General features: G+C 38.5%; 23 protein-coding genes and 1 other annotated feature. Of the genes, 15 read left to right on the top strand and 8 right to left on the bottom strand.

Annotated elements, in window-relative coordinates:
• Positions 1–59 precede the first annotated feature (59 nt).
• Together Q4550_RS12050 and Q4550_RS12045 are read left to right on the top strand one after the other, a co-directional pair.
• Positions 60–917, top strand: coding sequence for an ABC transporter permease subunit (locus tag Q4550_RS12050; RefSeq protein WP_303532990.1), 858 nt, complete (start codon positions 60–62; stop codon positions 915–917).
• A 24-nt stretch (positions 918–941) separates the two neighbouring features.
• Entirely contained in the window at positions 942–1985 is a 1044-nt protein-coding gene (locus tag Q4550_RS12045) for an ABC transporter permease (protein ID WP_303532989.1), read from the top strand.
• Positions 1986–2081: 96 nt separating this feature from the next.
• On the opposite strand, the gene Q4550_RS12040 is transcribed toward Q4550_RS12045, so the two are convergent.
• Both Q4550_RS12040 and Q4550_RS12035 read right to left on the bottom strand, forming a co-directional pair.
• The gene (locus Q4550_RS12040) at positions 2082–2708 is read right to left on the bottom strand and encodes a hypothetical protein (protein WP_303532987.1); all 627 of its coding nucleotides are present in this window, start codon (positions 2706–2708) and stop codon (positions 2082–2084) included.
• Positions 2709–2715: 7 nt separating this feature from the next.
• Positions 2716–3279, bottom strand: a complete 564-nt coding sequence (locus Q4550_RS12035; protein WP_303532986.1) for a sigma-70 family RNA polymerase sigma factor — start codon at positions 3277–3279, stop codon at positions 2716–2718.
• 219 nt (positions 3280–3498) lie between these two features.
• Here Q4550_RS12035 and Q4550_RS12030 point away from each other — a divergent pair, with 219 nt between their 5' ends.
• Positions 3499–4149 carry an N-acetylmuramoyl-L-alanine amidase gene (locus Q4550_RS12030; RefSeq protein WP_303532985.1) on the top strand — a complete coding sequence of 217 codons (651 nt, stop codon included), beginning with the start codon at positions 3499–3501 and terminating at the stop codon, positions 4147–4149.
• 60 nt (positions 4150–4209) lie between these two features.
• Here Q4550_RS12030 and Q4550_RS12025 read toward each other — a convergent pair whose 3' ends face one another.
• A complete protein-coding gene (locus tag Q4550_RS12025) occupies positions 4210–4377 on the bottom strand; it encodes a YfhE family protein (RefSeq protein ID WP_084006653.1) in 168 nt (55 codons plus the stop codon).
• Between the two features lie 137 nt (positions 4378–4514).
• On the opposite strand from Q4550_RS12025, the gene Q4550_RS12020 reads away from it, so the two are divergent.
• Positions 4515–4829 carry a hypothetical protein gene (locus Q4550_RS12020; RefSeq protein WP_303532981.1) on the top strand — a complete coding sequence of 105 codons (315 nt, stop codon included), beginning with the start codon at positions 4515–4517 and terminating at the stop codon, positions 4827–4829.
• Positions 4830–4850: 21 nt separating this feature from the next.
• Here the strand turns inward: Q4550_RS12020 and Q4550_RS12015 are convergent, their stop codons facing one another.
• From Q4550_RS12015 to Q4550_RS12005, 3 genes are read right to left on the bottom strand one after another with little or no spacing between them, the layout of a single operon-like run.
• Positions 4851–5984 carry a Ger(x)C family spore germination protein gene (locus Q4550_RS12015; RefSeq protein ID WP_303532979.1) on the bottom strand — a complete coding sequence of 378 codons (1134 nt, stop codon included), beginning with the start codon at positions 5982–5984 and terminating at the stop codon, positions 4851–4853.
• Positions 5981–7069 carry a GerAB/ArcD/ProY family transporter gene (locus Q4550_RS12010; protein WP_303532977.1) on the bottom strand — a complete coding sequence of 363 codons (1089 nt, stop codon included), beginning with the start codon at positions 7067–7069 and terminating at the stop codon, positions 5981–5983. The genes Q4550_RS12015 and Q4550_RS12010 overlap by 4 nt, the downstream gene beginning before the upstream one ends.
• Entirely contained in the window at positions 7056–8579 is a 1524-nt protein-coding gene (locus Q4550_RS12005; RefSeq protein ID WP_303532975.1) for a spore germination protein, read from the bottom strand. Before Q4550_RS12005 ends, Q4550_RS12010 begins: the two co-directional genes overlap by 14 nt.
• 278 nt (positions 8580–8857) lie before the next feature.
• Between Q4550_RS12005 and Q4550_RS12000 the strand changes: the two genes are divergently transcribed.
• Entirely contained in the window at positions 8858–9052 is a 195-nt protein-coding gene (locus Q4550_RS12000) for a hypothetical protein (protein ID WP_303532973.1), read from the top strand.
• Between the two features lie 44 nt (positions 9053–9096).
• Positions 9097–9310, top strand: a binding site (T-box leader).
• A gap of 54 nt (positions 9311–9364) precedes the next feature.
• Positions 9365–11050, top strand: a complete 1686-nt coding sequence (argS, locus tag Q4550_RS11995) for an arginine--tRNA ligase (RefSeq protein WP_303532971.1) — start codon at positions 9365–9367, stop codon at positions 11048–11050.
• Positions 11051–11080: 30 nt separating this feature from the next.
• Here the strand turns inward: argS and Q4550_RS11990 are convergent, their stop codons facing one another.
• Positions 11081–11812: a TraR/DksA C4-type zinc finger protein gene (locus Q4550_RS11990; protein WP_303532969.1), complete on the bottom strand. Its 732-nt coding sequence runs from the start codon at positions 11810–11812 to the stop codon at positions 11081–11083.
• Positions 11813–11962: 150 nt separating this feature from the next.
• Between Q4550_RS11990 and Q4550_RS11985 the strand changes: the two genes are divergently transcribed.
• Entirely contained in the window at positions 11963–12439 is a 477-nt protein-coding gene (locus Q4550_RS11985) for a hypothetical protein (protein WP_303532967.1), read from the top strand.
• A gap of 659 nt (positions 12440–13098) precedes the next feature.
• Here the strand turns inward: Q4550_RS11985 and ctaG are convergent.
• On the bottom strand, positions 13099–14004 hold the full coding sequence (gene ctaG / locus Q4550_RS11980; protein WP_303532965.1) for a cytochrome c oxidase assembly factor CtaG: 906 nt from the start codon (positions 14002–14004) through the stop codon (positions 13099–13101).
• Between the two features lie 289 nt (positions 14005–14293).
• On the opposite strand from ctaG, the gene Q4550_RS11975 reads away from it, so the two are divergent.
• From Q4550_RS11975 to Q4550_RS11940, 8 genes are all read left to right on the top strand, one after another.
• Positions 14294–14620, top strand: coding sequence for an ArsR/SmtB family transcription factor (locus Q4550_RS11975; protein ID WP_303532963.1), 327 nt, complete (start codon positions 14294–14296; stop codon positions 14618–14620).
• Between the two features lie 114 nt (positions 14621–14734).
• Positions 14735–14857 (top strand): hypothetical protein, encoded by a 123-nt coding sequence (locus tag Q4550_RS11970; protein WP_255622948.1) that lies wholly within the window; start codon positions 14735–14737, stop codon positions 14855–14857.
• A 26-nt stretch (positions 14858–14883) separates the two neighbouring features.
• Positions 14884–15024, top strand: coding sequence for a hypothetical protein (locus Q4550_RS11965; RefSeq protein WP_226616023.1), 141 nt, complete (start codon positions 14884–14886; stop codon positions 15022–15024).
• Positions 15025–15168: 144 nt separating this feature from the next.
• Entirely contained in the window at positions 15169–15618 is a 450-nt protein-coding gene (locus Q4550_RS11960) for an NUDIX hydrolase (protein ID WP_303532954.1), read from the top strand.
• 92 nt (positions 15619–15710) lie between these two features.
• Positions 15711–16028, top strand: a complete 318-nt coding sequence (locus Q4550_RS11955) for an ArsR/SmtB family transcription factor (protein ID WP_303532952.1) — start codon at positions 15711–15713, stop codon at positions 16026–16028.
• 197 nt (positions 16029–16225) lie between these two features.
• Complete coding sequence (locus Q4550_RS11950) at positions 16226–16798, top strand: SCO family protein (protein WP_303532950.1); 573 nt, start codon at positions 16226–16228, stop codon at positions 16796–16798.
• Positions 16799–17065: 267 nt separating this feature from the next.
• Positions 17066–18508, top strand: a complete 1443-nt coding sequence (locus tag Q4550_RS11945; RefSeq protein WP_303532947.1) for an NADP-dependent isocitrate dehydrogenase — start codon at positions 17066–17068, stop codon at positions 18506–18508.
• A gap of 130 nt (positions 18509–18638) precedes the next feature.
• Positions 18639–20129, top strand: a complete 1491-nt coding sequence (locus Q4550_RS11940; protein WP_303532944.1) for a spore germination protein — start codon at positions 18639–18641, stop codon at positions 20127–20129.
• The last annotated feature ends 10 nt before the right edge of the window (positions 20130–20139 follow it).

Genomic DNA, 20139 nt, shown 5'->3' with positions numbered 1-20139 from the left:
ATCAAGGTATCTACACGATCAGCTATTAAAGAAAATTGAATTCATAAGGGGGATAACGTATGGAGAATAAGGCTGTTCGAACTGGCCTTAAGTTTATTACTGCTTTTATTGGTGTGCTGTTACTAGGGGCGTTACCGGGGTTATTCAATGGTATGAAGCTTGATTTTTCTGGATATTTGAAGAGATTAGTTAAGACATTAGATGAGTTGATCCACTATCAAGATATAACGTTTCGCTCTGGGAATGCGAATTATCAATTGTTCCCAGAGGTCTTTGATTATGCGACATATTCCATAGTCATTTTATTCAGTGCCTTATGTCTTTCGTTTGTTGTAGGATTTGTTTTTACATACGTTACCTACAGATTTACGCCCCCTATGCGAAAATGGTTTAAACGATTTGCCGTTCTAACTGAATCTTTTCCAGATGTATTTATTCTCGTAATTGTTCAAATTGGAATCATCTGGTTTTATAAAAAAACCGATATTTTGTTAATGGATATTGCAGCATATGAACGAATTTATACGATGCCTATATTAGTGCTATCTATATTACCAGCTTTCCTATTCTACCGAATTATGATGCAAGTGTTCGAAGAGGAATATGAAAAGCCTTATGTTGAGCTTGCGCAAACGAAAGGTGTGCAATCAACTGCCATTTTTCTTGTCCATGTTTTTCGGAATGCGATCTTATCGATTTATTTCCATTCGCGCTCCATTGTCTGGTTTACGTTATCTAATTTATTTATTATGGAATTCGTCTTCAATTTGAACGGATTAATCCGCTTTATGTATGAACATCCTACGCCAGAAATTTTCACGGTAGGCGCTTTATGTCTTTTTATCCCTATCTTCTTGGCGCTGACACTTTACCAGTTTGTAGCTGAGCGAGTTTCAAAAGAAGAAGCGTTACTATAGTTCGGAAGTGAGGGAAGAAGGATGTTGAAAAATGCGTTGCGAAATCCAATGTTTATGTTCGGAATGATCATTATCGTTCTCTTACTAGGTAGCAGTATGTTTTATTCGCTCGTTTACAATGATGACATTCCTCAAACGTTTATGCTTTATGACGACGATGGGAATTTAATTGATCGATCGCCTCTTTCCCCTGTACAAGTTCTTCCATTTGGTACAGATAAGTTCGGCTATCATTTGTTTGAGCAAATTATCATTGGTGCAAAATATACAATTGGAATTGCCTTTCTTGTTGCTTCAATGAGAATGGCGTTATCATTTGTTGCAGGTGTAATTGGAGGGACTTATTTTCGACGAACGCTTAGAAGCACAGCTGGAGTGGTGGATGCGATGCAGTATATCCCTATTTCGTTATTATGTTACTTTATTCTTCATGGAGTATTAATGGAAAACGGGATGGAAGGAACGTTTTCATTCTCTTTCACTGAACGCATCGTTTTTGAAGTGATCATCTTGACAGCGGTCGCTATTCCTACAACGACGATTCTTATTTCAAATGAGACGAACGCCATTTGGCGTAGAGAATTTATTGAAGGAGCACGAACGTTAGGAGGCTCTAGAAGGCATATTCTGGCAAAGCATGTACTACCGCACTTAGGACCACGAATGATGATTATTTTTCTTCAGCAAATTGTTAACGTTCTGATTCTTTTGCTACATCTTGGATTGTTGAAGTTGTTTTTTGGTGGAACTTTCTTTAATCCAGACCCTATGTTAGGTGATGAATATCGCTCGGTTTCTGGAGAATGGTCAGGGTTAATTGGATCCACCTTTAGATTCCTTTCATATGAAACATGGATTCCGTTGATTCCCATCCTATTTTTTGTTCTTGTCATACTGGCTGTGAATTTTGTTTTAGAAGGCTTCAAGCAAGTGGTAGATAAGCAGTCGTATAGTAGAAGGATGAAGAATGTTGAACTTCCTGATACAAAGACAGAGATCGATTCAAGTTCCTTTTCTTTTGTACATAATCATGGTGAAATGATGGAGAGGAAAACGGCAAGTAGATAAGAAAAAGCACAATCCAAAATTGTGCTTTTTCTTTTATGTTTGTTTTACAACGTTACTATGATCTTCGGGTAGCGGATAAAAATTCATACAGGTTAGTTAATTAGATGGAGAGGACCAACTCATACTTGCTTCCTTTATCCTCTTAGAACCTTTAAGAAAAAAAGTATTATCTTCTTCATCCATAAAGGCTAAAGAAGGGTAATCGCTGTTTGGTTTAATCGTAATTTCTAAATGATAATAATCCCATATTTCCCCCAGCTGATCATTTTTCGATTGATATAAATGAGATAACACCTCCAAATATTGTATTGTTAATTCCTTCATTTTTTTATTTGAAAAACTGTCTGACACCATGATATCCAGATAAATCGTTTTATCCATTGAGAAATAGGTTACATCGAGAATATCTAGGTCACGTTGAGCAATTTCTGATGCCCGCTTCATATAAGCTGCACTTACGTATGGGGCCTCTTGTAACTGGTTAGAAGCTTCTTTTATAGGAGGATCCAAATCACTATCAATGACTGTGAGAGTAACTGTCATAAGTAGTGCCAAACAGACCGCAAATCCAACCATTTCTAGAAAGGTGCTTCGTTTCTTCTTATGGTCAGCGTAATGAGCAATAAGGATATTTTCCATGATTCTTTCTTTTTTTCTTTCCGTTAATTGCTCTTTAATGAATAAAGATTCTTTCACTTTTTCTTTTAATCTATTTTGGTTCATTTTTCATTCACTCACTTTCATTATTCAGTCTTGATTCAAGAAGGCGACGAGCTCGGTGCAATCTGGATTTTATAGTTGCCTCTTTTGTGTCAAGGAGTGAACTAATGTCTCTAATGGATAAATCTTCATAATAGTAGAGAATAAATGTTTCACGATATTTTAATGGGAGTTGTAAAATCGTTTGGCGTAACATATAAGATTCTTCTTTTGTTATCACAATAAGTTCTGGGGAAGGCTGATGATTCTTAATGAAATTTAAGATTATGTTACTTGGAATGATGTTTTTAAAAGACCAGCTTCGTACATAGTCATGACAACGGTTAATCGCAATGCGATAAAGCCAGTTCTTTAGAGAAGCTTCTCCTCGAAAAGTATTTATCTTTAAAAAGCAAGTCAGAAAAACCTCTTGTATGATATCTTCTGCTTTCCCCCAGTCCTTTACATAAGTATAAGCGAGTCTTAGCAGAGCTTCGCCGTATTGATCCATTAATTCTTCGACTAACTCTGTTTTTTGCAGTGTTGAATAGGTAGAGAAATCTGCATGAAGTTTAAGATGGGAATTATCGTTCATATCATCATCCTTCGAAGGTCATTTAGGATTGGCACTGAATAGCAATTGAAACTAAGACCTTTCCTATTAAGACGAGGGATCAAAAGAAAGGTTGCAGAATTTGTAAAAATCATCTGTTAATGCCCCTTTTATCTTTTCAAATTCGATATATAGCATAAGGAGGCAGCGATTGGTATCGAGAATAATCGATACGAAAAAGGAATAGAGGGGGAATGAAAGGTGATTATCATTGATGCAGGGCATGGCGGGAATGATCCAGGAGCGGTGGCAAATGGCGTGAAAGAGAAGGATTGGACTATGGAAGTAGCGCTTCATCAATATGAGTTTTTGAAAAGTCTTGGTATACCTTGTGCTATCACAAGAACAAATGATATTAATCTATCTTCTGAAAAGCGTTCTGCACTTGTTAAAGGGTCAGGTGCTTTGATTTGTTTGAGTAACCATTATAATGCGGGAGGAGGAAGTGGAGCTGAAGTTATTCATTCAATTTACGCAAAGAGTGATTTGGCAGGCAGTATAGCAGAAGCTTTGAAAAAAGCGGGGATGGGAGTGCGAAGAGTTTTCTCTAGAGAAGGAGCGGATAGAAAAGATTACTATTATATGCACCGCTTAACTGGGGATGTAGAGACAGTAATAATTGAATACGGCTTTTTGGATTCTTCATCGGATGTAAATAAATTAAAGGCTCGCTCCTATCGCCTGCAGCTTGCTGAGGAAGCTGTGCTTGCGGCCGTGCGGTATGTAAAAGGTGCGCTTCCACAGTCACTGTATTACGTCCAGGCCGGCGCTTATAAGGAGAAGGCTAGCGCTGATCAATTATGCCAGAAATTGAAAAAGAATGGGTACGACGCATTTGTGAAAAAGGTTTGAAGAAGTATAAATACTTGCATAAATAAGGAGCCATGCAATCAGCATGGCTCCTTAAAGTCATTATTTAAGTAGATCAGGATTTTCGCTCTTTGCCCTTTTCACTTTAGGCTTACGAATTCCACCTGCAATATCTGCTTTCTTAAATTCTTTCGCATAAGCTACTTCTTGAGCATCACTTAGTGAGAAACCACTTTCATGAATTGGTTGGTATTGAGAATTCTTAGCCATTTGTAATTCCTCCTTGTATCGTCTCTTATAATAAATGGTACCCGTGTGAAAAAATCATTAAACATCCTAATCTAACTTTGTTAAAATACTAATGTTTGTGGTAACTTAATACTAAACATGTTCAATACGGAGGCACTATGAATAGAAAGAGAGCATTAAATATATCGATTGCAAGTATCGTCGTACTTGTCAGCCTTTTTTTAATTGGAAAGTATACCTATGTTCATGAAAAGCATATTGAACATGGTGAAGTGATTAAAAAGGAAAGCACAGATCATCATTTCTATGTTTTTGTTCAGCCTGAAGGAGAAGGAGAAGCCATTGAACTTTTGGTTGAAGATGAAATGACCTGGAACCTTGTCGATGAAGGGGAATATTATGAAGTCGCCTATTCCTGGTATGGTGCAAAAGAACCAGCAATTGAAGAAATGAAACAAATAGAAAGAGAATAAGCGCATGCGCTTATTCTCTTTCTATTTAATTATTCCTGTTTCAGCAATCTTTACCTTTACGTTTGCCTGAAGATCAATATTTTGGTAGTCATTGTCCCACTGTTTTCCATCCCATGCTTTGTGATGATAAGCATTTATATCACGACCAATTCCAAGGAAGTCACAGTTTGCTTCTTGAAGCGTGTGAAGAATATCATTCGCTCTTTTTGTTAATCTAGTGGATAATTCATCTGCAATATCGTGTACCTGTTTTTCAGTAAAAAGATTATTTTGTGGGTATTCTTCTATATTTCCTCGTACTTCAAGATTGACAACCGCTTTGATTAATTTTTGATTCTCAAATGAATAGGTAGTATCTGACTTAGAATTACGAATATTAATTGTTACGGTTTCAGTAAGGAAGCCGTCTTCGTGTTTTTCTCCTATATTTTCAACAATATTTGCCTTTTTACTTTTTGAGTTATCCATAAGAAGCAACAAAGTTGCATCGAATGAAGGAATGGAAACACCGGTATAGTTTGAATGGTGAAATAAAGCCAGTCCATCAATTTCTGGTGCGCCTACTTCGTCATTGAAACTAATATAAGGAAGAGCATAATCCTGGCCTTGGTCATGTGAATAGCGAAACGTTTTTTCAATAGTCATTCGAGGTGTTTCTGTTTTATTCTCCGCTCCTTTAATTAAGTTGGAGATAAACTCAGTCACAAGAGTGTCTCCCACGTGATCTAACTTAAACATGTCTTCTGCGCGGCCTTCAACTACACCCACTCGCGCATCAAGTGCACTTTTTGGATCACGGTATAGAATATCAAACATATGATCAATATTTTGAGTCGCCACCTCTTCGCCTAAAAGGAGAAGCTGATTTTTTGAGGAGGTAACTTGTTTAGAAATGATTCGATCCATTTCTATTCGCACTGCCCTAGGGGAGGTCCCTGCAATAGAAATAACTCGATTGGAATAAACACCTCCTTGGCTAACAGGAATGCCAAGATTCCGAACAGCAAAAGTTGATCGAATCTCATTTTCATTCTCATAATCAAATCCTGCTCCGTAGATAAGCTTAGATTCTTTCAATAGTTCTTGGTCCCAACAGGAAGTCATAAGTAAGAGAACACCTATTAAAACCAAGCATTGGTAAAGTATTTTCTTCATTGGGATTCCTCTTTCTTCTTAAATAAAAAGCTAATGAGTAAAAGCAGGAGAGGGAAACCAAGGGCAAAAAAATAGCTTGCTTTTGCGTGATAACTAGAAATCATTTCAACAGTATACCGATCATGTGAAAACATGGAGAAAAACAGTGCAATAAAAGCGGCAGTCAAAATAGGTCCAGTTGTTTTTTTTCTTTTTGTTAAATGTTGAATGCCTCTTCCTGCAATATATAAATACGATACATAAGAAGTCATAACAGAAACGATCCAAATTGAAAGAAAAAGCAGATCGACTCTATCGACAACTACAAAGGAAACGCCTTTTAACATATACACGAGAGGTTCTGGAATCATTTCAAGCTGAGCAGGGCTAAAAAAGACGTACGTCGTAAATGTTAAAAAGCTATATAACAGTGTCACTGCTACATTAGCCAGTGTTAAGCTCTTTAATGCTGCTTTCCCTTTTGATTGAACGTAAGGGTAAATGAATAATACGATCTCAAAACCGAGCATGGATACTATCCCTTGCTGTGTTGCTTTTAGGATTGTTTCTAAGCCATTTTGACCAATTGGTAAGATATAACGAATATCCGCATCCTTTAATGTATAGGCTGCCATAATGATCAGAGGAATAATTAGAACTGAAACAAACTGGTAAAATCTACCCATTACTTTAATTCTTCCAATAGCAAGGTAGGTGCCGCTAACCGTCAGCAACAAAAAGATGACAAACATAGGCGTTCGAAATAAGATCCACGTTTTGATTGTGGTTTCAAACAATTCCAGTACAATAACCGCTGTTGAAATAGCGAATAGCGTGTAAAGAAGTGAAACGACGAAAGCTACATATTTGCCAATGATTTTAGGGGCGTATTCAAACAAAGTTAAGGAGGGGAAACGATTGCTTAACATGTAGAGAATAAAAATAATGAGTTGGATAGCAAAACCAGTTATAAGAAGAGTAATCCAGCCATCAGTTCCGGCTCCTGCATATAAGGAGGAGGGAAGCGAGAGTACTCCTACGCCAACTTGTGTTTGGAAAATGATGAAAAAAAGCTGCGCCGAATTAATTTTGCTACTCGTCTTCATTTTGTTTCCACCTTCTTGAAATCCACTCCTGTGTTCCGTGCTGTGCACGAACATCCGTCGGTCGCCTACCGAGTAACCATCTTGGAAGGCGTATAATAGAATCTTTTAGCTCGTTGAAACGAAATGGTGCAAGCGGTGAGAAATAAGGTGTTCCGAAAGTTTCTAAACCACATAAATGGATTAAAATAATGGACAATCCGAAAACGAGCCCAATAAACCCAAATGTCGCTGAAAGAAGCATGAGTGGAAAACCAAGCAGCCTGATCGACATACTCATTTCATACGATGGAACGGCAAAAGAGGAAATAGCTGTTAGAGCTACGACAATAATCATCATATTCGATACAAGGTTAGCTTCTACAATGGCTGTTCCAATAACTAAACCTCCAACAATACCGATCGTTTGGGCTATAGGACCCGGTAGTCGTATAGCGGCTTCTCTCAATAGTTCAAGAACAATTTGCATAATTAAAGCTTCTAATAATGGTGGGAATGGAACGTTTTCAAGCGAGCTTTTAATATTTAAGATTAACTCCGCAGGTAGTACCTCTGGGTGAAAAGATACAGTGGCGATGTATAAGGAAGGCAACCCTAATGCAAAGATAAAACTGGCTACTCTTATGAGTCTTAAGATAGATCCGATATACCACCTGCTGTTGTAGTCTTCAGGCGATTGATAGAATGCAAAAAATGTAACTGGCATAATTAATGTTGATGGGCTACCTTCCATTAAAAGCCCAATTCGTCCTTCAATTATATGGGCGGTCATCCTGTCTGGACGCTCTGTACTTAGCATTTGTGGAAATGGAGAAAAAGGGGAATCCTCGATAAATTCTTCTACATATCCTGGTGTCTGGATGGAATCTGTTTGGATAGCTGTCACCCTTTTTTCTACTTCCGCAATAAGGTCAGGGTTCACCAAGTTCTGTAAGTAAATAACAGCTATTTTCGTGTCCGTTGTTTTACCAACTTTAAAGAACCTAATCACGAGGTTAGGATTTTCAATTCTTCTACGAAGCATTTGAAGGTTTTGCATAATATTTTCGACAAATCCTTCATGTGAACCACGAACGACTTGCTCATTAATTGGCTCAGATATTGCTCTAGAATTTCCTGAGAAAGCTTCTAGTAAATAAAAATGTACTTGTCCATTTATTAGTAGAACAACAAATCCTTTTGTTAATCCTGTAATAGCTTCATTTAAATTTTTTGATCGTCGGTATTCTTTAGATGTGACTGTATCCTCGATGTTTAATTGATTTGTTTCAAACAATGGTTTCATAATCGTTCTTTGAAGTTTCTCTTCATCAACTAATGGGTCTAAATAAGCAAGTAGGCATTTCACATCCTGAACTGTAATATTTCTGAATTTGATATCTTCTGTATTATGGAATTTGGATTTTATATATTCCTTGTTTTCTTCAAGAGAATAGTATGCATCATGTGATTCAGTAGCAGTTGGAATTTGATAAGACTCATTTCGAATTGATTTGCGTTTGCTTCGTCTCACAATGCACCCTCCTCAATAAAATTAGATAGGTATAGGTTGTTATAAAAATTGAGAAGTTATGTATACGAATTGAAATGAATCATACATGATAGGTTTCAAAGTGTTATACATTTCTTGTGATAGGTCTATAGTCTTTATTATCTCGTGATTGTTTTCGTCGTTTACTGGTCTTTTGTATGGTTTTAACCTAGTTTAGATCGAGTCTTGTCGAATGAGTGCAAATTCATTGTTAAGGTGTTGTATAATACGGGTAACTTATCCGGAAGGTGGTTCTAACGATGACGATTAAAAATGTTCAAAAGGAGAAATTGGCAGTGGATCGGTGTATGAAGCATTTAGAGGTCGTGAACGTTGAACCAAAAGTAAGACAGCTGATCTCTATGTACTTGACATCGATTTATCGAGAAGGTTATCAGGAAGGTTTTGAAGATGGTAGTAAATATCCTGAATCAGCAAACAGACTTATGAAATAATCGGTTGAATTTATACGGAAATCGTCTATAATAAGAATAATATTGTATCGTCAATGCGAAAGAGAGTAGTGTTTGTATACGGATAAAGCGATCCGGGGATGGTGAGAGCTCGGAACCTTAGCAGGCATGAACCGGACTTTCAAGACACTGTTTTGAATAAAGTAGAAGCAGTCGGGCTCCCCGTTATAGAGTGAAGTTGGCTCAAATCATTTATTGAGCAATCAGAGTGGTACCGCGGAATATATCTCCGTCTCTTTTATAGAGACGGAGATTTTTTTATAGACAAATGAATATGAAAATAGGAGGAAATGTATGAATTACAAAGAATTATTTGCACAACAACTTTATGAAGCATGTGAAAAAGAAGTGAGCTTTCTTAATATAATGCAGCGAATTGAACTGCCTAAGCATGACTCTTTAGGTGACTATGCCTTCCCATGCTTCGATCTTGCCAAAGTGAAACGAATGCCTCCTCATCAAATTGCGAAGGAACTTGTTTCTGAAATTCATGAGAAAGTCTTTGAAAAAGTAGAAGCAGTCGGACCTTATATTAATGTGTTTCTTAATAAGAAAATGGTCAGTACTGAAGTAATAAGTCGCATTCTCCGTGAAGGAAGTGAGTACGGGGCTTCTAAGGTAGGAAAGGGTGGTGCAGTGACGATTGATCTTTCCTCTCCTAATATAGCGAAGCCCTTCTCAATGGGCCATTTACGCTCAACCGTTATTGGAAATTCACTAGCGCTAATTGTTGAAAAAGTCGGCTATCGCCCCATTCGCATTAATCATCTTGGGGACTGGGGAACTCAGTTCGGAAAATTGATAACGGCCTACCGAAAGTGGGGGGAGGAGCAAAAGGTTCGTGAGCAAACGATTAAAGAACTTCTTAAGCTCTATATTACATTCCATGAAAAAGCGGAATCAGATAATGGTCTTGAAGATGAGGGGCGTAAGGCATTTAAAGAATTAGAAGAAGGTAACCCAGAAGCCGTTTCATTATGGAAATGGTTCCGTGAAGAATCACTTAAAGAGTTTGATCGAATTTATGAGCTTATGGGGATTACCTTTGATTCAACAAACGGAGAAGCGTTCTATAATGATAAAATGCAAAACGTTATTGATCAACTTGAAGAAAAAAATCTCTTAGTTGAATCTCGTGGAGCCATGGTAGTAGAACTTGGAGAGAGCTTACCACCATGTCTAATTAAGAAGAAAGATGGCGCCACACTTTATGCAACCCGTGATCTCGCTGCAGCCATTTATCGCTATGAAACATATGGATTTAGTAAGGCTCTTTATGTCGTAGGAAATGAACAGAGTCTACATTTCAAACAATTATTTGAGGTATTAAAGAAAATGGGATTCGATTGGGCGGATCAAATGCACCATATTAACTTCGGGATGATGTTGAAAGATGGAAAGAAAATGTCAACAAGAAAAGGGAAAGTGGTATTACTAGAAGAAGTGTTGACGGAAGCAATCGAGCTCGCAAAAGTAAACATTGAAACCAAAAATCCTAGTTTAGAAAATAAAAACGCGATTGCTGAACAAATTGGGGTAGGGGCCGTTTTGTTTCATGACTTAAAGAATGATCGTCGAAATGATATAGAGTTCTCACTTGAAGACATGCTACGTGTTGAAGGGGAAACTGGTCCATACGTGCAATATACTCATGCGCGTGCCTGTTCCATTCTACGCAAAGGGGATTTTCATTCTAATGATCATATAAAAGGCCTCGAAGATGAAGAAGCCTGGTCAGTTGTCACAAAACTACTTAGTTTTCCAAATGTAATCGAAAGATCAGCAGCTGAATACGACCCTTCTCAAATCGCAAAGTTTGTAATTGAACTTTCACGTTCTTTTAATAAATACTATGGACAGATTCGTATCTTAGATGATCCTTCATACAAACAAGCGAGACTGCAACTAGTGTCAGCCGTATCCATTGTTTTACAAGAAGGCTTGCGATTGTTAGGACTACAGGCACCAGAAGAAATGTAATAAGACAGCCCGTTTTTCGGGCTGTCTTATTTAGATGAGGTCACTATCTTCGATTGTACCCTGACTTGCCTTCTGGTCATGATCATCTAGTAAGTCTTCATAACGTTCATGACGTTGATTTGGAATAACTCCAGATGGTTTGCCATCTAGATCGGCTGATAAAAATGATTCGATTTCCTCGACATACCCGACAGGCTCATTGGAATCAATATACATTTTGTCATAGTTCATTTCCTGAGCGTTAAAGTCTGAAGGTGTTTCAGATGTTCCATACTTCGCAGCTCGTTGCCACGAATCTTCAGCGTCAAAAAAGGTAGCATCGTTAGAGTCGTTTACATGTTCCACGTAGGAATTGCCAAGTACACCTTCTTCTGCTGGTCTTTTGTCTGATGTCTTTTGTGATGGACTATGTTCTACACATGTTGAAGCTGTTGGAAGGACAGCGAGTCTTTCTGTTGAAATATCATTTCCACAAACTTCACATATGGCGTATTTTCCATTTCCAATTCGTTCAAGGGCCTTTGTCAGTTCTGCTAATTCTGTTTTTGCATGTTCATTTAGTGATAGATCTTTCTCGCGTTCATATAATTCTGTCGCCGTATCGCCAGGGTGATTATCGTAATTGGATAGTTCACCTGTAGAATGTTGAGCAAAAGATTGAGAAACACCAAATTCATCGTTTTCATCTAATTCATCACTAAGAGTCAGGATGCGTTCTTGAATCATTTTCTTATATGAACGAAGTTGGTTCGTTGTTAACATAGTCAATTCTCCCTTCTTTTTCTTATATCCGTAGTATGGATCAAAAAGAAGGGTGCTACTTCTGAAAATAATTCCATGAGAGTTGGATGAAATACCAGTAATATGGAAAAGGTAAAAATGTAGCTGAGACAATAAGAAGCTGGTGATGGGATGAACAGAAAAGTAAATCCAATTGAAGTTCTCTTGTGGAGTATTGCCTTTCCCGGGTTTGGACAAATCATTAATAAGAATTACATAAGAGGTGCTTTTTTTATTGGGCTTGAGTTTTTGATCAATGTGAATGCAAATCTTAATATGAATATTCTCTATAGTTTTCAAGGTAAGTCCGTCCAGGCAATTTCAGTTACAAATTATGAATGGGCTATGTTTTATCCTTGTGTTTACATGTTTGCGATTTATGAAAGCTATCTAGGCGCTATCGAAAAAGCAGGGAAACTACCAGGTGATTACCTGTCTTTACCCTTTGTATGTGGCGCGTATTTTTCTACGGTGGCTGTGATTGTATCGAATTTAAGAACAGAGCCTTTTGTTATTCCACCGACCTTTGTTGCTATTATAGGTATTGTTATTGGGGTAGTAATTGGGGGCGGATTACGTCAATTGTTAAGACGGAAGAGTATGCAATAACAAAAGCCATGAAGCAAAGTGCTTCATGGCTTTTTTGAACGGGTCGTTCTGGTTTTCGGTGTCTAGCTGCAGTGGGCAGACACTCGGTCACTTCACCTTTTCATCCGAACACAAAGACCGTGTTCAAATGAAAAGGCTCCAGTGCCTGCCGTGTCTAACCGCCCACTTCCGCTTTTCGGTGTCTAGCTGCAGCGCCCAGCCTCTCGATCGCTTCACCCTGTAAAATGAACACAAAGACCGTGTTCTTTTTACAGGGCTCCAGCGCTTGTCGAGGCTAAACGGGCGCTTCCGCTTTTCATGTCTAGCTGCAGTGGGCAGACACTCGGTCACTTCACCTTTTCATCCGAACACAAAAACCGTGTTCAAATGAAAAGGCTCCAGTGCCTGCCGTGTCTAACCGCCCACTTCCGCTTTTCGGTGTCTAGCTGCGCGGGCCAAATCCTCCGGCTGTTTCGCCCAATCGAATGAGACAAAGAGCGTCTCAATCTCATGGGCTCCAACATCCTGCGGATTTAGGCGGGCCCGCTCCGCTTTTCGGTGTCTAGCTGCAGTGGGCAGGGTCTCGATCGCTTCATCCCATAAAATGAACACAGAGACCGTGTTCTTTTTATGGGCTTCCAGCGCTTGTCGACCCTAACCGCCCACTTCCGCTTTTCGTATTAAATCTCACTGATTCGGAATTCTGGTGATTGTAGTTCTTCGGCGTCTTTTTCTCGTTCTCTTCTTGCCCATTGGAAGAAGATGTAGCCTAGTGCGGTGCCGTATGAGAGTTCTTGAATGATTTTCATGATGATGCCGCCTAGCTGTTGGTCTTCCATTATGCCAAGTGGCTTGAATTGGTCAAATAGTTCAGGTGAAACGGTCGTGCCGGTTGGTACGCAATATCCCATTGCGTTAGCCCATACCGTTGGATCGGTATAGGTAGCGTATAGTGGAGTCGTTGCGAAAATAATGAGAGCACATGCTGGGGTAAGCAGCACACCATCAGCAAAAATGTACCCAAGTTTCTTAACACCTGATAACGTATCGTATTCTGGTATTGGACAAACAAGTGGCCACCACATAGCAAAGGCTGTCAGGATTAGAGCGGCTTTATAGAAATTTTGAGCCGTATAGTGCACCATTAAGTAATCAAAGATTTCTGGGATATGATAGAAAGAAAATAACCCGTTAAATAAAAGCAATGAAATAATAGGGAATGTGAAAAATTTAAAAATTTTACGAATCACTTTGATATTTAGAAGTGGACGTAGTAACCATGCTGGGGTACCTACTATCATGAGTGGTGGAGCGACTAAATAAACGAGCGCCATCTCAGTCATATGGATGCTGAGTAATAAATGCCCCATAAGTGATAGTGGACCGCCAAGTCCGAGATAAAATAAGAAAACCCCGATTAAGAAAAAGATCTTTTTGTAAAGAGGAATCGGTGCTGAGTCTTTAAAGCTATTTTTCCAAGGTCCTGTTAGAAGTAAGTAGAATCCAGCAATAACGATTGCAGCTACCATAATTCCAGGACTCCATAAAGCACTAAACGAAAATGTGCTCGATAATTGTTCCCACATTAGGAACACCTCCATCTATGATCATAATGCCTGACAGTAAATGTTGACCGTTTTCATCATACCATATCATCTACTTGCATCCTATCTAACAATAAGAAAGCCTTTACTTTTTCTTCTTACTCTATTGTAAAAAGGATTTACCATTAACTCAAGGCGGGTTCTACATTTTGTGTGAAGGAATCGTGACAGGCACTCTAATTTAAGTTGACAATAGTGAAAGGTCTTTCATACAATGACAACAGAATCATATATGAATGTTTGTTCATGTAATGAGGGAGAGGGGATTGTTTTGGATAATCAAGGGCAGGATGTGGCAAAAGAACAATTGGATCTAGATGAAGAAACACTTTTTATTGTTTCGCAAACTTTTAAAGCTCTGGGAGATCCAACGAGGATTCGGATATTAAACTTGTTGGCAGATCGGGAATGTGCTGTAAGTGAAATAGCGGATGCTCTGCATCTTTCTCAATCGACTGTTTCTCATCAGCTTCGTTTTTTGAAGAACTTACGCTTAGTAAAGTTTAGAAGAGCCGGCACGAGTATTTTTTATTCTCCTGATGATCAGCATGTGATGGCACTGCTTCACCAGGCGATCCATCACGCCTGCCACGATTAATCGCTCTGTATGGTAGAATTGTACGGAAACGTTCAAGAAAAATGGACGGAAATGAAGTGAAGTTTCGTTATACTATTATTTGAGTGATTGATAAAGTGAAAGGAGAATGGCTTCTTGTTATCTAAAATTAAACAGCATAAAACAGAATCCGCTGTTATTTTCCTGGCCTTTGTTCTGCCTTTTGTAACAATGATGGTCATTGGAGTATTATCCATCTATTTATCATACAGCGGGTAGTACGGAATTAGAAAGGTGGACAAAATATGGATATAGGTTCGATTCTAGTTTATATGTCAACAGGGCTATTTTTTGTAGTGTTTGGTTTATTTGGGTTTTTCTTGTATATGTTAAAGAGAAAAGAAAAAACGGTTGAACATGAGGAGATGGACAACCATGAGAAATAAAAATATTCGCCTTCTTATTATTTTATTAGTTCTTTGTGCTATCTGGGGTGTAGCCTTCTGGGTTTGGGCGTTTGCCACCGCATAAAAAGCCTTTTCGAGAGATCGAGAGGCTTTTTGTTTGATTTCAATTCTTTAGGAGGTACTATGGACTATATTCAACAAATAAGAGCATTAGTTGGGAGTCGGCCATTAATTCTCCCTGGTGTTGCGATATTATTATTTGATCATACGAAAAGCAGACTACTGCTACAGAAGAGAACAGATAATAAGTTATGGGGATTAACAGGTGGATTTATGGAGCCGGGAGAATCTTTTGAAGAGACGGCTGTACGTGAAACATTTGAGGAATTAGGAGTAGGTATTAAAGAGTTAACGTTTGTTTCCCTCTTTTCTGGTGAAGAGTTATATTACCGATATCCAAATGGAGATGAGGTGTATAGTGTTATTGCTGTTTATAAGGGACAATGTGAGAGTGAAGCTTTTAAATTAGATAGAAATGAAGTATCAGAAGTGAAATATTTTCCACTAAACGAGTTACCAAAAGAATTGAACCCAAATCATAAGGTAGTCTTGGAAAAGTTAGGTTATTCATAACAATAACCGTTTATTGACAGGATAGAAGGGTTCCTATATGCTGAAATCAGGTTATATGTTTAAACTCTTAAACGAATAGGAGGCTTTCTGCTATGAATCAGAAAAATGACCATCAGGAAGCGATCCAACTTTTTCGCAAAAGCACACCGATCTTCCAGGCGCTAGGTGATCCCTATAGACAGGATATCATTATGCTACTTAGTGAACACGATCCATTAAGTGTGAATGAAATTACGGAGCGATCGACTTTATCACGTCCTGCTATTTCTCATCATCTGAAAATTTTGCGTGAAGTTGGACTTGTTTCTGTTGAGCAGAAAGGCACAACGAGATTCTACTCTCTACAATTAGAGGATGGTGTTACGACGTTGAAAACGCTGCTAGCAAAAGTAGAAGAGACCTGCTATTAGTCCTTCTACTCTTTTTAAATACTTATAGTTCAAAAGTTTAAACCTTTAGACTATAGAAAGAAAGATGTTTTTTTGAGAGAAACAGCTTTTTGTTCATGAAATTCTCAAAACCGATATTTACGTCGTATAGCATCTTTCCTTATTTTGAGATAAGGTAAAGAGAGCGCTTAATTTTATTTTTATTGGAGGTAACCATTATGAAGAATCGACTGTTATTAGTAACAGTAATAACTCTTCTTGTCGTACTAGCTGCATGTGGGAAAGACATTCCTGACGATCTCGATTGGGAAGTACAAGATTTTACATATACAGACCATACAAAAAGTGAGTATGGATTAAATGATTTAGAAGGAAAAGTGTGGATAGCTGATTTTATTTTTACAAATTGTGAGACAGTATGTCCCCCAATGACAGCGAATATGTCACAGCTACAGGATAAGCTAAGTGAAGCAGATGTAGAGGTAGAGCTCGTTTCATTTTCAGTAGATCCTGAACGGGATACTCCTGAACAGCTTGTGACGTTCTCTGAAAAATTTGATGCTGATCTATCTAACTGGCACTTCTTAACTGGATACACTGAAGAAGAAATAAAAGGTTTTGCGGAAAGTAGTTTTAAAACGGCGGTAGATGCTGACCCAAGTTCAGATCAATTCATTCATGGTACTAATTTCTACCTTATTAATAAAGAAGGTATTGCCGTTAAGAAGTATTCTGGCTATTCTAACGTTCCATTTGAAGAGATCGTGGACGACGTCAAAGCGCTTCAATAATGATCAACCAGTCCTCTTCCTTTAGGGGCTGGTTTTTTTAAAGCCGCGATGACAGAAACTCTGTAAAATTGACAAAAAAGCACATGATTTCTATAATAACCTTGGAAAGCGATAACAAAATGTTGGTTTATTCCATGATTCAAGTCCTGAATTGGACGATCTTGAGAAATGGATATTTCACTGTATCTGAAAGATCCGGTGTTCTCTTATTGAGCCTACCGGGTTTTTCAATGTGTATTGATAGACCAGAGAGAAGGAGAGAAAATCATGGCAGAAAAGCGCCCAATTACGGTAGCAACAGGAGACGGCATTGGTCCAGAAATTATGGAAGCAACCTTGCATATCTTAGAACAAGCTGGGGCTGAAATTGAGCCTGAATTTATTGACGTTGGAGAGAAAGTATACCTTTCTGGAAATTCAACGGGAATCCCTCAGGAAGCATGGGATTCGTTGCGTAGAACTAAGGTACTTCTCAAAGCCCCTATTACAACACCACAGGGTGGAGGATACAAGAGCTTAAATGTAACCATTCGTACCGCTATGGGTCTATATGCAAACGTTCGCCCTTGCGTTTCTTATAACCCTGTTGTAGAAAATAAGCATCCTGACATGGATCTTGTCATTGTTCGAGAAAATGAAGAAGACCTCTATTCAGGAATTGAGCATCAGCAAACACCGGACGTTGTACAAAGCTTGAAGCTTATTTCACGACCGGGCTCTGAGCGTATCATTCGTCATGCATTTGAATATGCTCGTAAAAACAATCGCAAGAAAGTAACATGTCTCGTGAAAGATAACATCATGAAATTAAGTGATGGTCTTTTCCATCAGGTTTTCAAAGAGATTGCGGCTGAATATCCTGAAATTGAATCTAATAGTTATATTGTTGACATTGGTATGGCACGCTTAGCTGATTCGCCTGAAGAATTTGATGTAATCGTTACATTGAATTTATATGGTGATATCGCTTCTGATATTGCCGCTCAAATTGCTGGAAGTGTAGGTTTGGCGGGATCAGCTAATATCGGTGATCAAATTGCGATGTTTGAAGCTATTCACGGAAGCGCTCCTGATATTGCAGGTAAAGGTATTGCGAACCCATCAGGTCTTCTGCACGGTGCGATTATGATGCTTGTTCATATTGGACAGCCTGAAGCTGCAGAGAAAATTCACAATGCATGGTTGAAAACAATCGAGGATGGTGTGCTAACAGGCGATATTGCAAAAGGGAAAAATGCTGTTGGAACGAAAGAATTCGCTCATGCTGTAGTTGAACGTCTTGGTCAATCTCCTTCAGTTCTTGAACCGGTGGTATATCGTAAAGAAGTATTGGAAGAGAAAGAAGATTCGACTCGTCCCAATTATGTTCCTGAACGCGAGCTTGATGGAACGGATGTATTCTTGTTCAACAATACGTTAACGATTGATGAAATTGCAGAAAAGCTTACGCGTGCAGCGGCGGAAAGCAATCACGAATTTGTGATGATGACCAACCGTGGCGTGAAAGTATATCCAAATGGATTCTCTGAAACATTCTTATCTGATCACTGGCGCTGTAGGTTCCAACCAGTTGAAGGTAAAAAAGAAACTCAAGGAGCCATCCGTGAGCTACTAACTCAAATTGAATTAGAAGAATTAGATTGGATTAAGATCGAGAACTTATATTCCTTTGACGGTAAGATTGCATACTCACTTGCACAAGGGCAATAAAGGAAAAAGCGTGTCATAATGACACGCTTTTTTTATTTGGTTTGATTTCATTGATGAAGTCTGGAGGTGGATAAATTGATGTGACTTGTAGAAACTACAAGGAGAACATGAGAATGTGTGGTGACTGAAAGTGCTTCGATGGTTTAAAAAAAGTCGATCTCCCGATAACCTGAAAAACTTGCCTGAGCTAATTAAAAGCTTAAAAGACTCCGATGATTTTTTGCATTTTGAAAATAAACAGGATAACAGCTCTTTCTTCTTATATTATTTTAAAACGCTTATTCATGAGAATGAATTCAACGACCACATTTTACCCTATCTCGTGAGAGAACCATTGAAGTCACTTGATGAGGTGAAGAAAAGGGTACCCGTTCCAGGCGTCATCATTACAGAAGATCTTAAGATAATTTGTGAAAAAGTAATGATGGGTTTTATTATTATTCGCTTGAATGAATCTGCCACAAAATGCGCGATGATACCTTGTCAGGTAAAAAAAGCCAGAGCGATCACACAACCTGAAGTCGAATTTACAGTTGTGGGCTCAAAGGAAGCATTTGTAGAATCTTTAGATACCAATTTACATCTGATCCGTAAGAGGTTGCCGGTTCATGAATTAAAAGCATATGAGCTGACGATTGGCAAGCTGACAAATACGAAAGTAGTCATTCTCTATCTGGACGGAATTGCGAACGAAGAAAATGTAAACACTGTTAAACAACGTCTCAAAGATCTTAAAGTGGATCAGGTTGTCGATAGTTCCGTTCTTATGCAACTGATATCTGATAGTAAAAACTCTCCGTTTCCGCAACTTATTGATACAGAAAGACCTGATCGTGCGACATCTGTGTTATGCGAAGGGAAAGTAGTCATTCTATCAGATGGATCACCCCAGGCTTTAATAGGACCAACAACCCTTGTTGAATTCTTTTCCGCATTTGAAGACTATTTTGTGAATTGGATCGTCGCCTCAAGTGCCCGCATGATCCGCATTTTTGCGATTTTATTTTCAATACTTGTGACACCGGTTTATGTAGCAACATTAACCTATCATTACGAACTGATACCGAAAGATCTACTCGGCACCCTCGTTAGCTCCAGACAACGAATACCGCTACCCCCTATTCTAGAAGCTATATTTTTGGAGTTAGCCATTGAGTTGCTAAGAGAAGCAGGCGCAAGATTGCCGACAAAAGTTGGTCAAACGATTGGTATTGTAGGCGGTATTGTTATTGGGACTGCTTCAGTTGAAGCAGGATTAACAAGCAACGTCCTATTAATTATCGTGGCACTTTCTGCCCTTGCCTCCTTTACAACTCCTGTCTATCGAATGAGCAACACTATTCGTTTAACAAGGTTTCCTTTCCTATTTTTCGCTCATCTGTGGGGGCTCCTTGGTGTAACAATTTGCTTTAGTTTTTTAATAGCTCACCTTCTCAAATTAAAATCGTTAGGTAGACCATTCCTTGAGCCAATCTACCCATTACGTGTTCAGGATTTAAAGGATGCTCTTATTAGGCTTCCGTTGAAATTTCAAAATAAGCGACCTATTCAATTACAAACAGAAGATACAGTACGTTTTAATCCAGTAACGAAGAAAGAAAAAAATGATTTCCATGAGTAAACGCAGAAAG

It is taken from the genome of Anaerobacillus sp. 1_MG-2023, from assembly GCF_030547345.1.
Taxonomy (GTDB): domain Bacteria; phylum Bacillota; class Bacilli; order Bacillales; family Guptibacillaceae; genus Guptibacillus; species Guptibacillus hwajinpoensis_B.
Note: the sequence above shows the minus strand (reverse complement) of the source record. Positions and strands in the feature narration are given on the sequence as shown.

What these genes read in the sequence shown, in the direction of transcription:
- Q4550_RS12010 (WP_303532977.1), bottom strand. Translation starts at nt 7,069, where the DNA reads ATGAAGACGAGTAGCAAAATTAATTCGGCGCAGCTTTTTTTCATCATT.
- Q4550_RS11960 (WP_303532954.1), top strand. Translation starts at nt 15,169, where the DNA reads ATGGACTATATTCAACAAATAAGAGCATTAGTTGGGAGTCGGCCATTA.
- Q4550_RS11945 (WP_303532947.1), top strand. Translation starts at nt 17,066, where the DNA reads ATGGCAGAAAAGCGCCCAATTACGGTAGCAACAGGAGACGGCATTGGT.
- Q4550_RS12025 (WP_084006653.1), bottom strand. Translation starts at nt 4,377, where the DNA reads ATGGCTAAGAATTCTCAATACCAACCAATTCATGAAAGTGGTTTCTCA.
- argS (WP_303532971.1), top strand. Translation starts at nt 9,365, where the DNA reads ATGAATTACAAAGAATTATTTGCACAACAACTTTATGAAGCATGTGAA.
- Q4550_RS12015 (WP_303532979.1), bottom strand. Translation starts at nt 5,984, where the DNA reads ATGAAGAAAATACTTTACCAATGCTTGGTTTTAATAGGTGTTCTCTTA.
- Q4550_RS11950 (WP_303532950.1), top strand. Translation starts at nt 16,226, where the DNA reads ATGAAGAATCGACTGTTATTAGTAACAGTAATAACTCTTCTTGTCGTA.
- Q4550_RS11985 (WP_303532967.1), top strand. Translation starts at nt 11,963, where the DNA reads ATGAACAGAAAAGTAAATCCAATTGAAGTTCTCTTGTGGAGTATTGCC.
- Q4550_RS12050 (WP_303532990.1), top strand. Translation starts at nt 60, where the DNA reads ATGGAGAATAAGGCTGTTCGAACTGGCCTTAAGTTTATTACTGCTTTT.
- Q4550_RS12020 (WP_303532981.1), top strand. Translation starts at nt 4,515, where the DNA reads ATGAATAGAAAGAGAGCATTAAATATATCGATTGCAAGTATCGTCGTA.
- Q4550_RS11955 (WP_303532952.1), top strand. Translation starts at nt 15,711, where the DNA reads ATGAATCAGAAAAATGACCATCAGGAAGCGATCCAACTTTTTCGCAAA.
- ctaG (WP_303532965.1), bottom strand. Translation starts at nt 14,004, where the DNA reads ATGTGGGAACAATTATCGAGCACATTTTCGTTTAGTGCTTTATGGAGT.
- Q4550_RS12035 (WP_303532986.1), bottom strand. Translation starts at nt 3,279, where the DNA reads ATGAACGATAATTCCCATCTTAAACTTCATGCAGATTTCTCTACCTAT.
- Q4550_RS11990 (WP_303532969.1), bottom strand. Translation starts at nt 11,812, where the DNA reads ATGTTAACAACGAACCAACTTCGTTCATATAAGAAAATGATTCAAGAA.
- Q4550_RS12000 (WP_303532973.1), top strand. Translation starts at nt 8,858, where the DNA reads ATGACGATTAAAAATGTTCAAAAGGAGAAATTGGCAGTGGATCGGTGT.
- Q4550_RS12040 (WP_303532987.1), bottom strand. Translation starts at nt 2,708, where the DNA reads ATGAACCAAAATAGATTAAAAGAAAAAGTGAAAGAATCTTTATTCATT.
- Q4550_RS11965 (WP_226616023.1), top strand. Translation starts at nt 14,884, where the DNA reads ATGGATATAGGTTCGATTCTAGTTTATATGTCAACAGGGCTATTTTTT.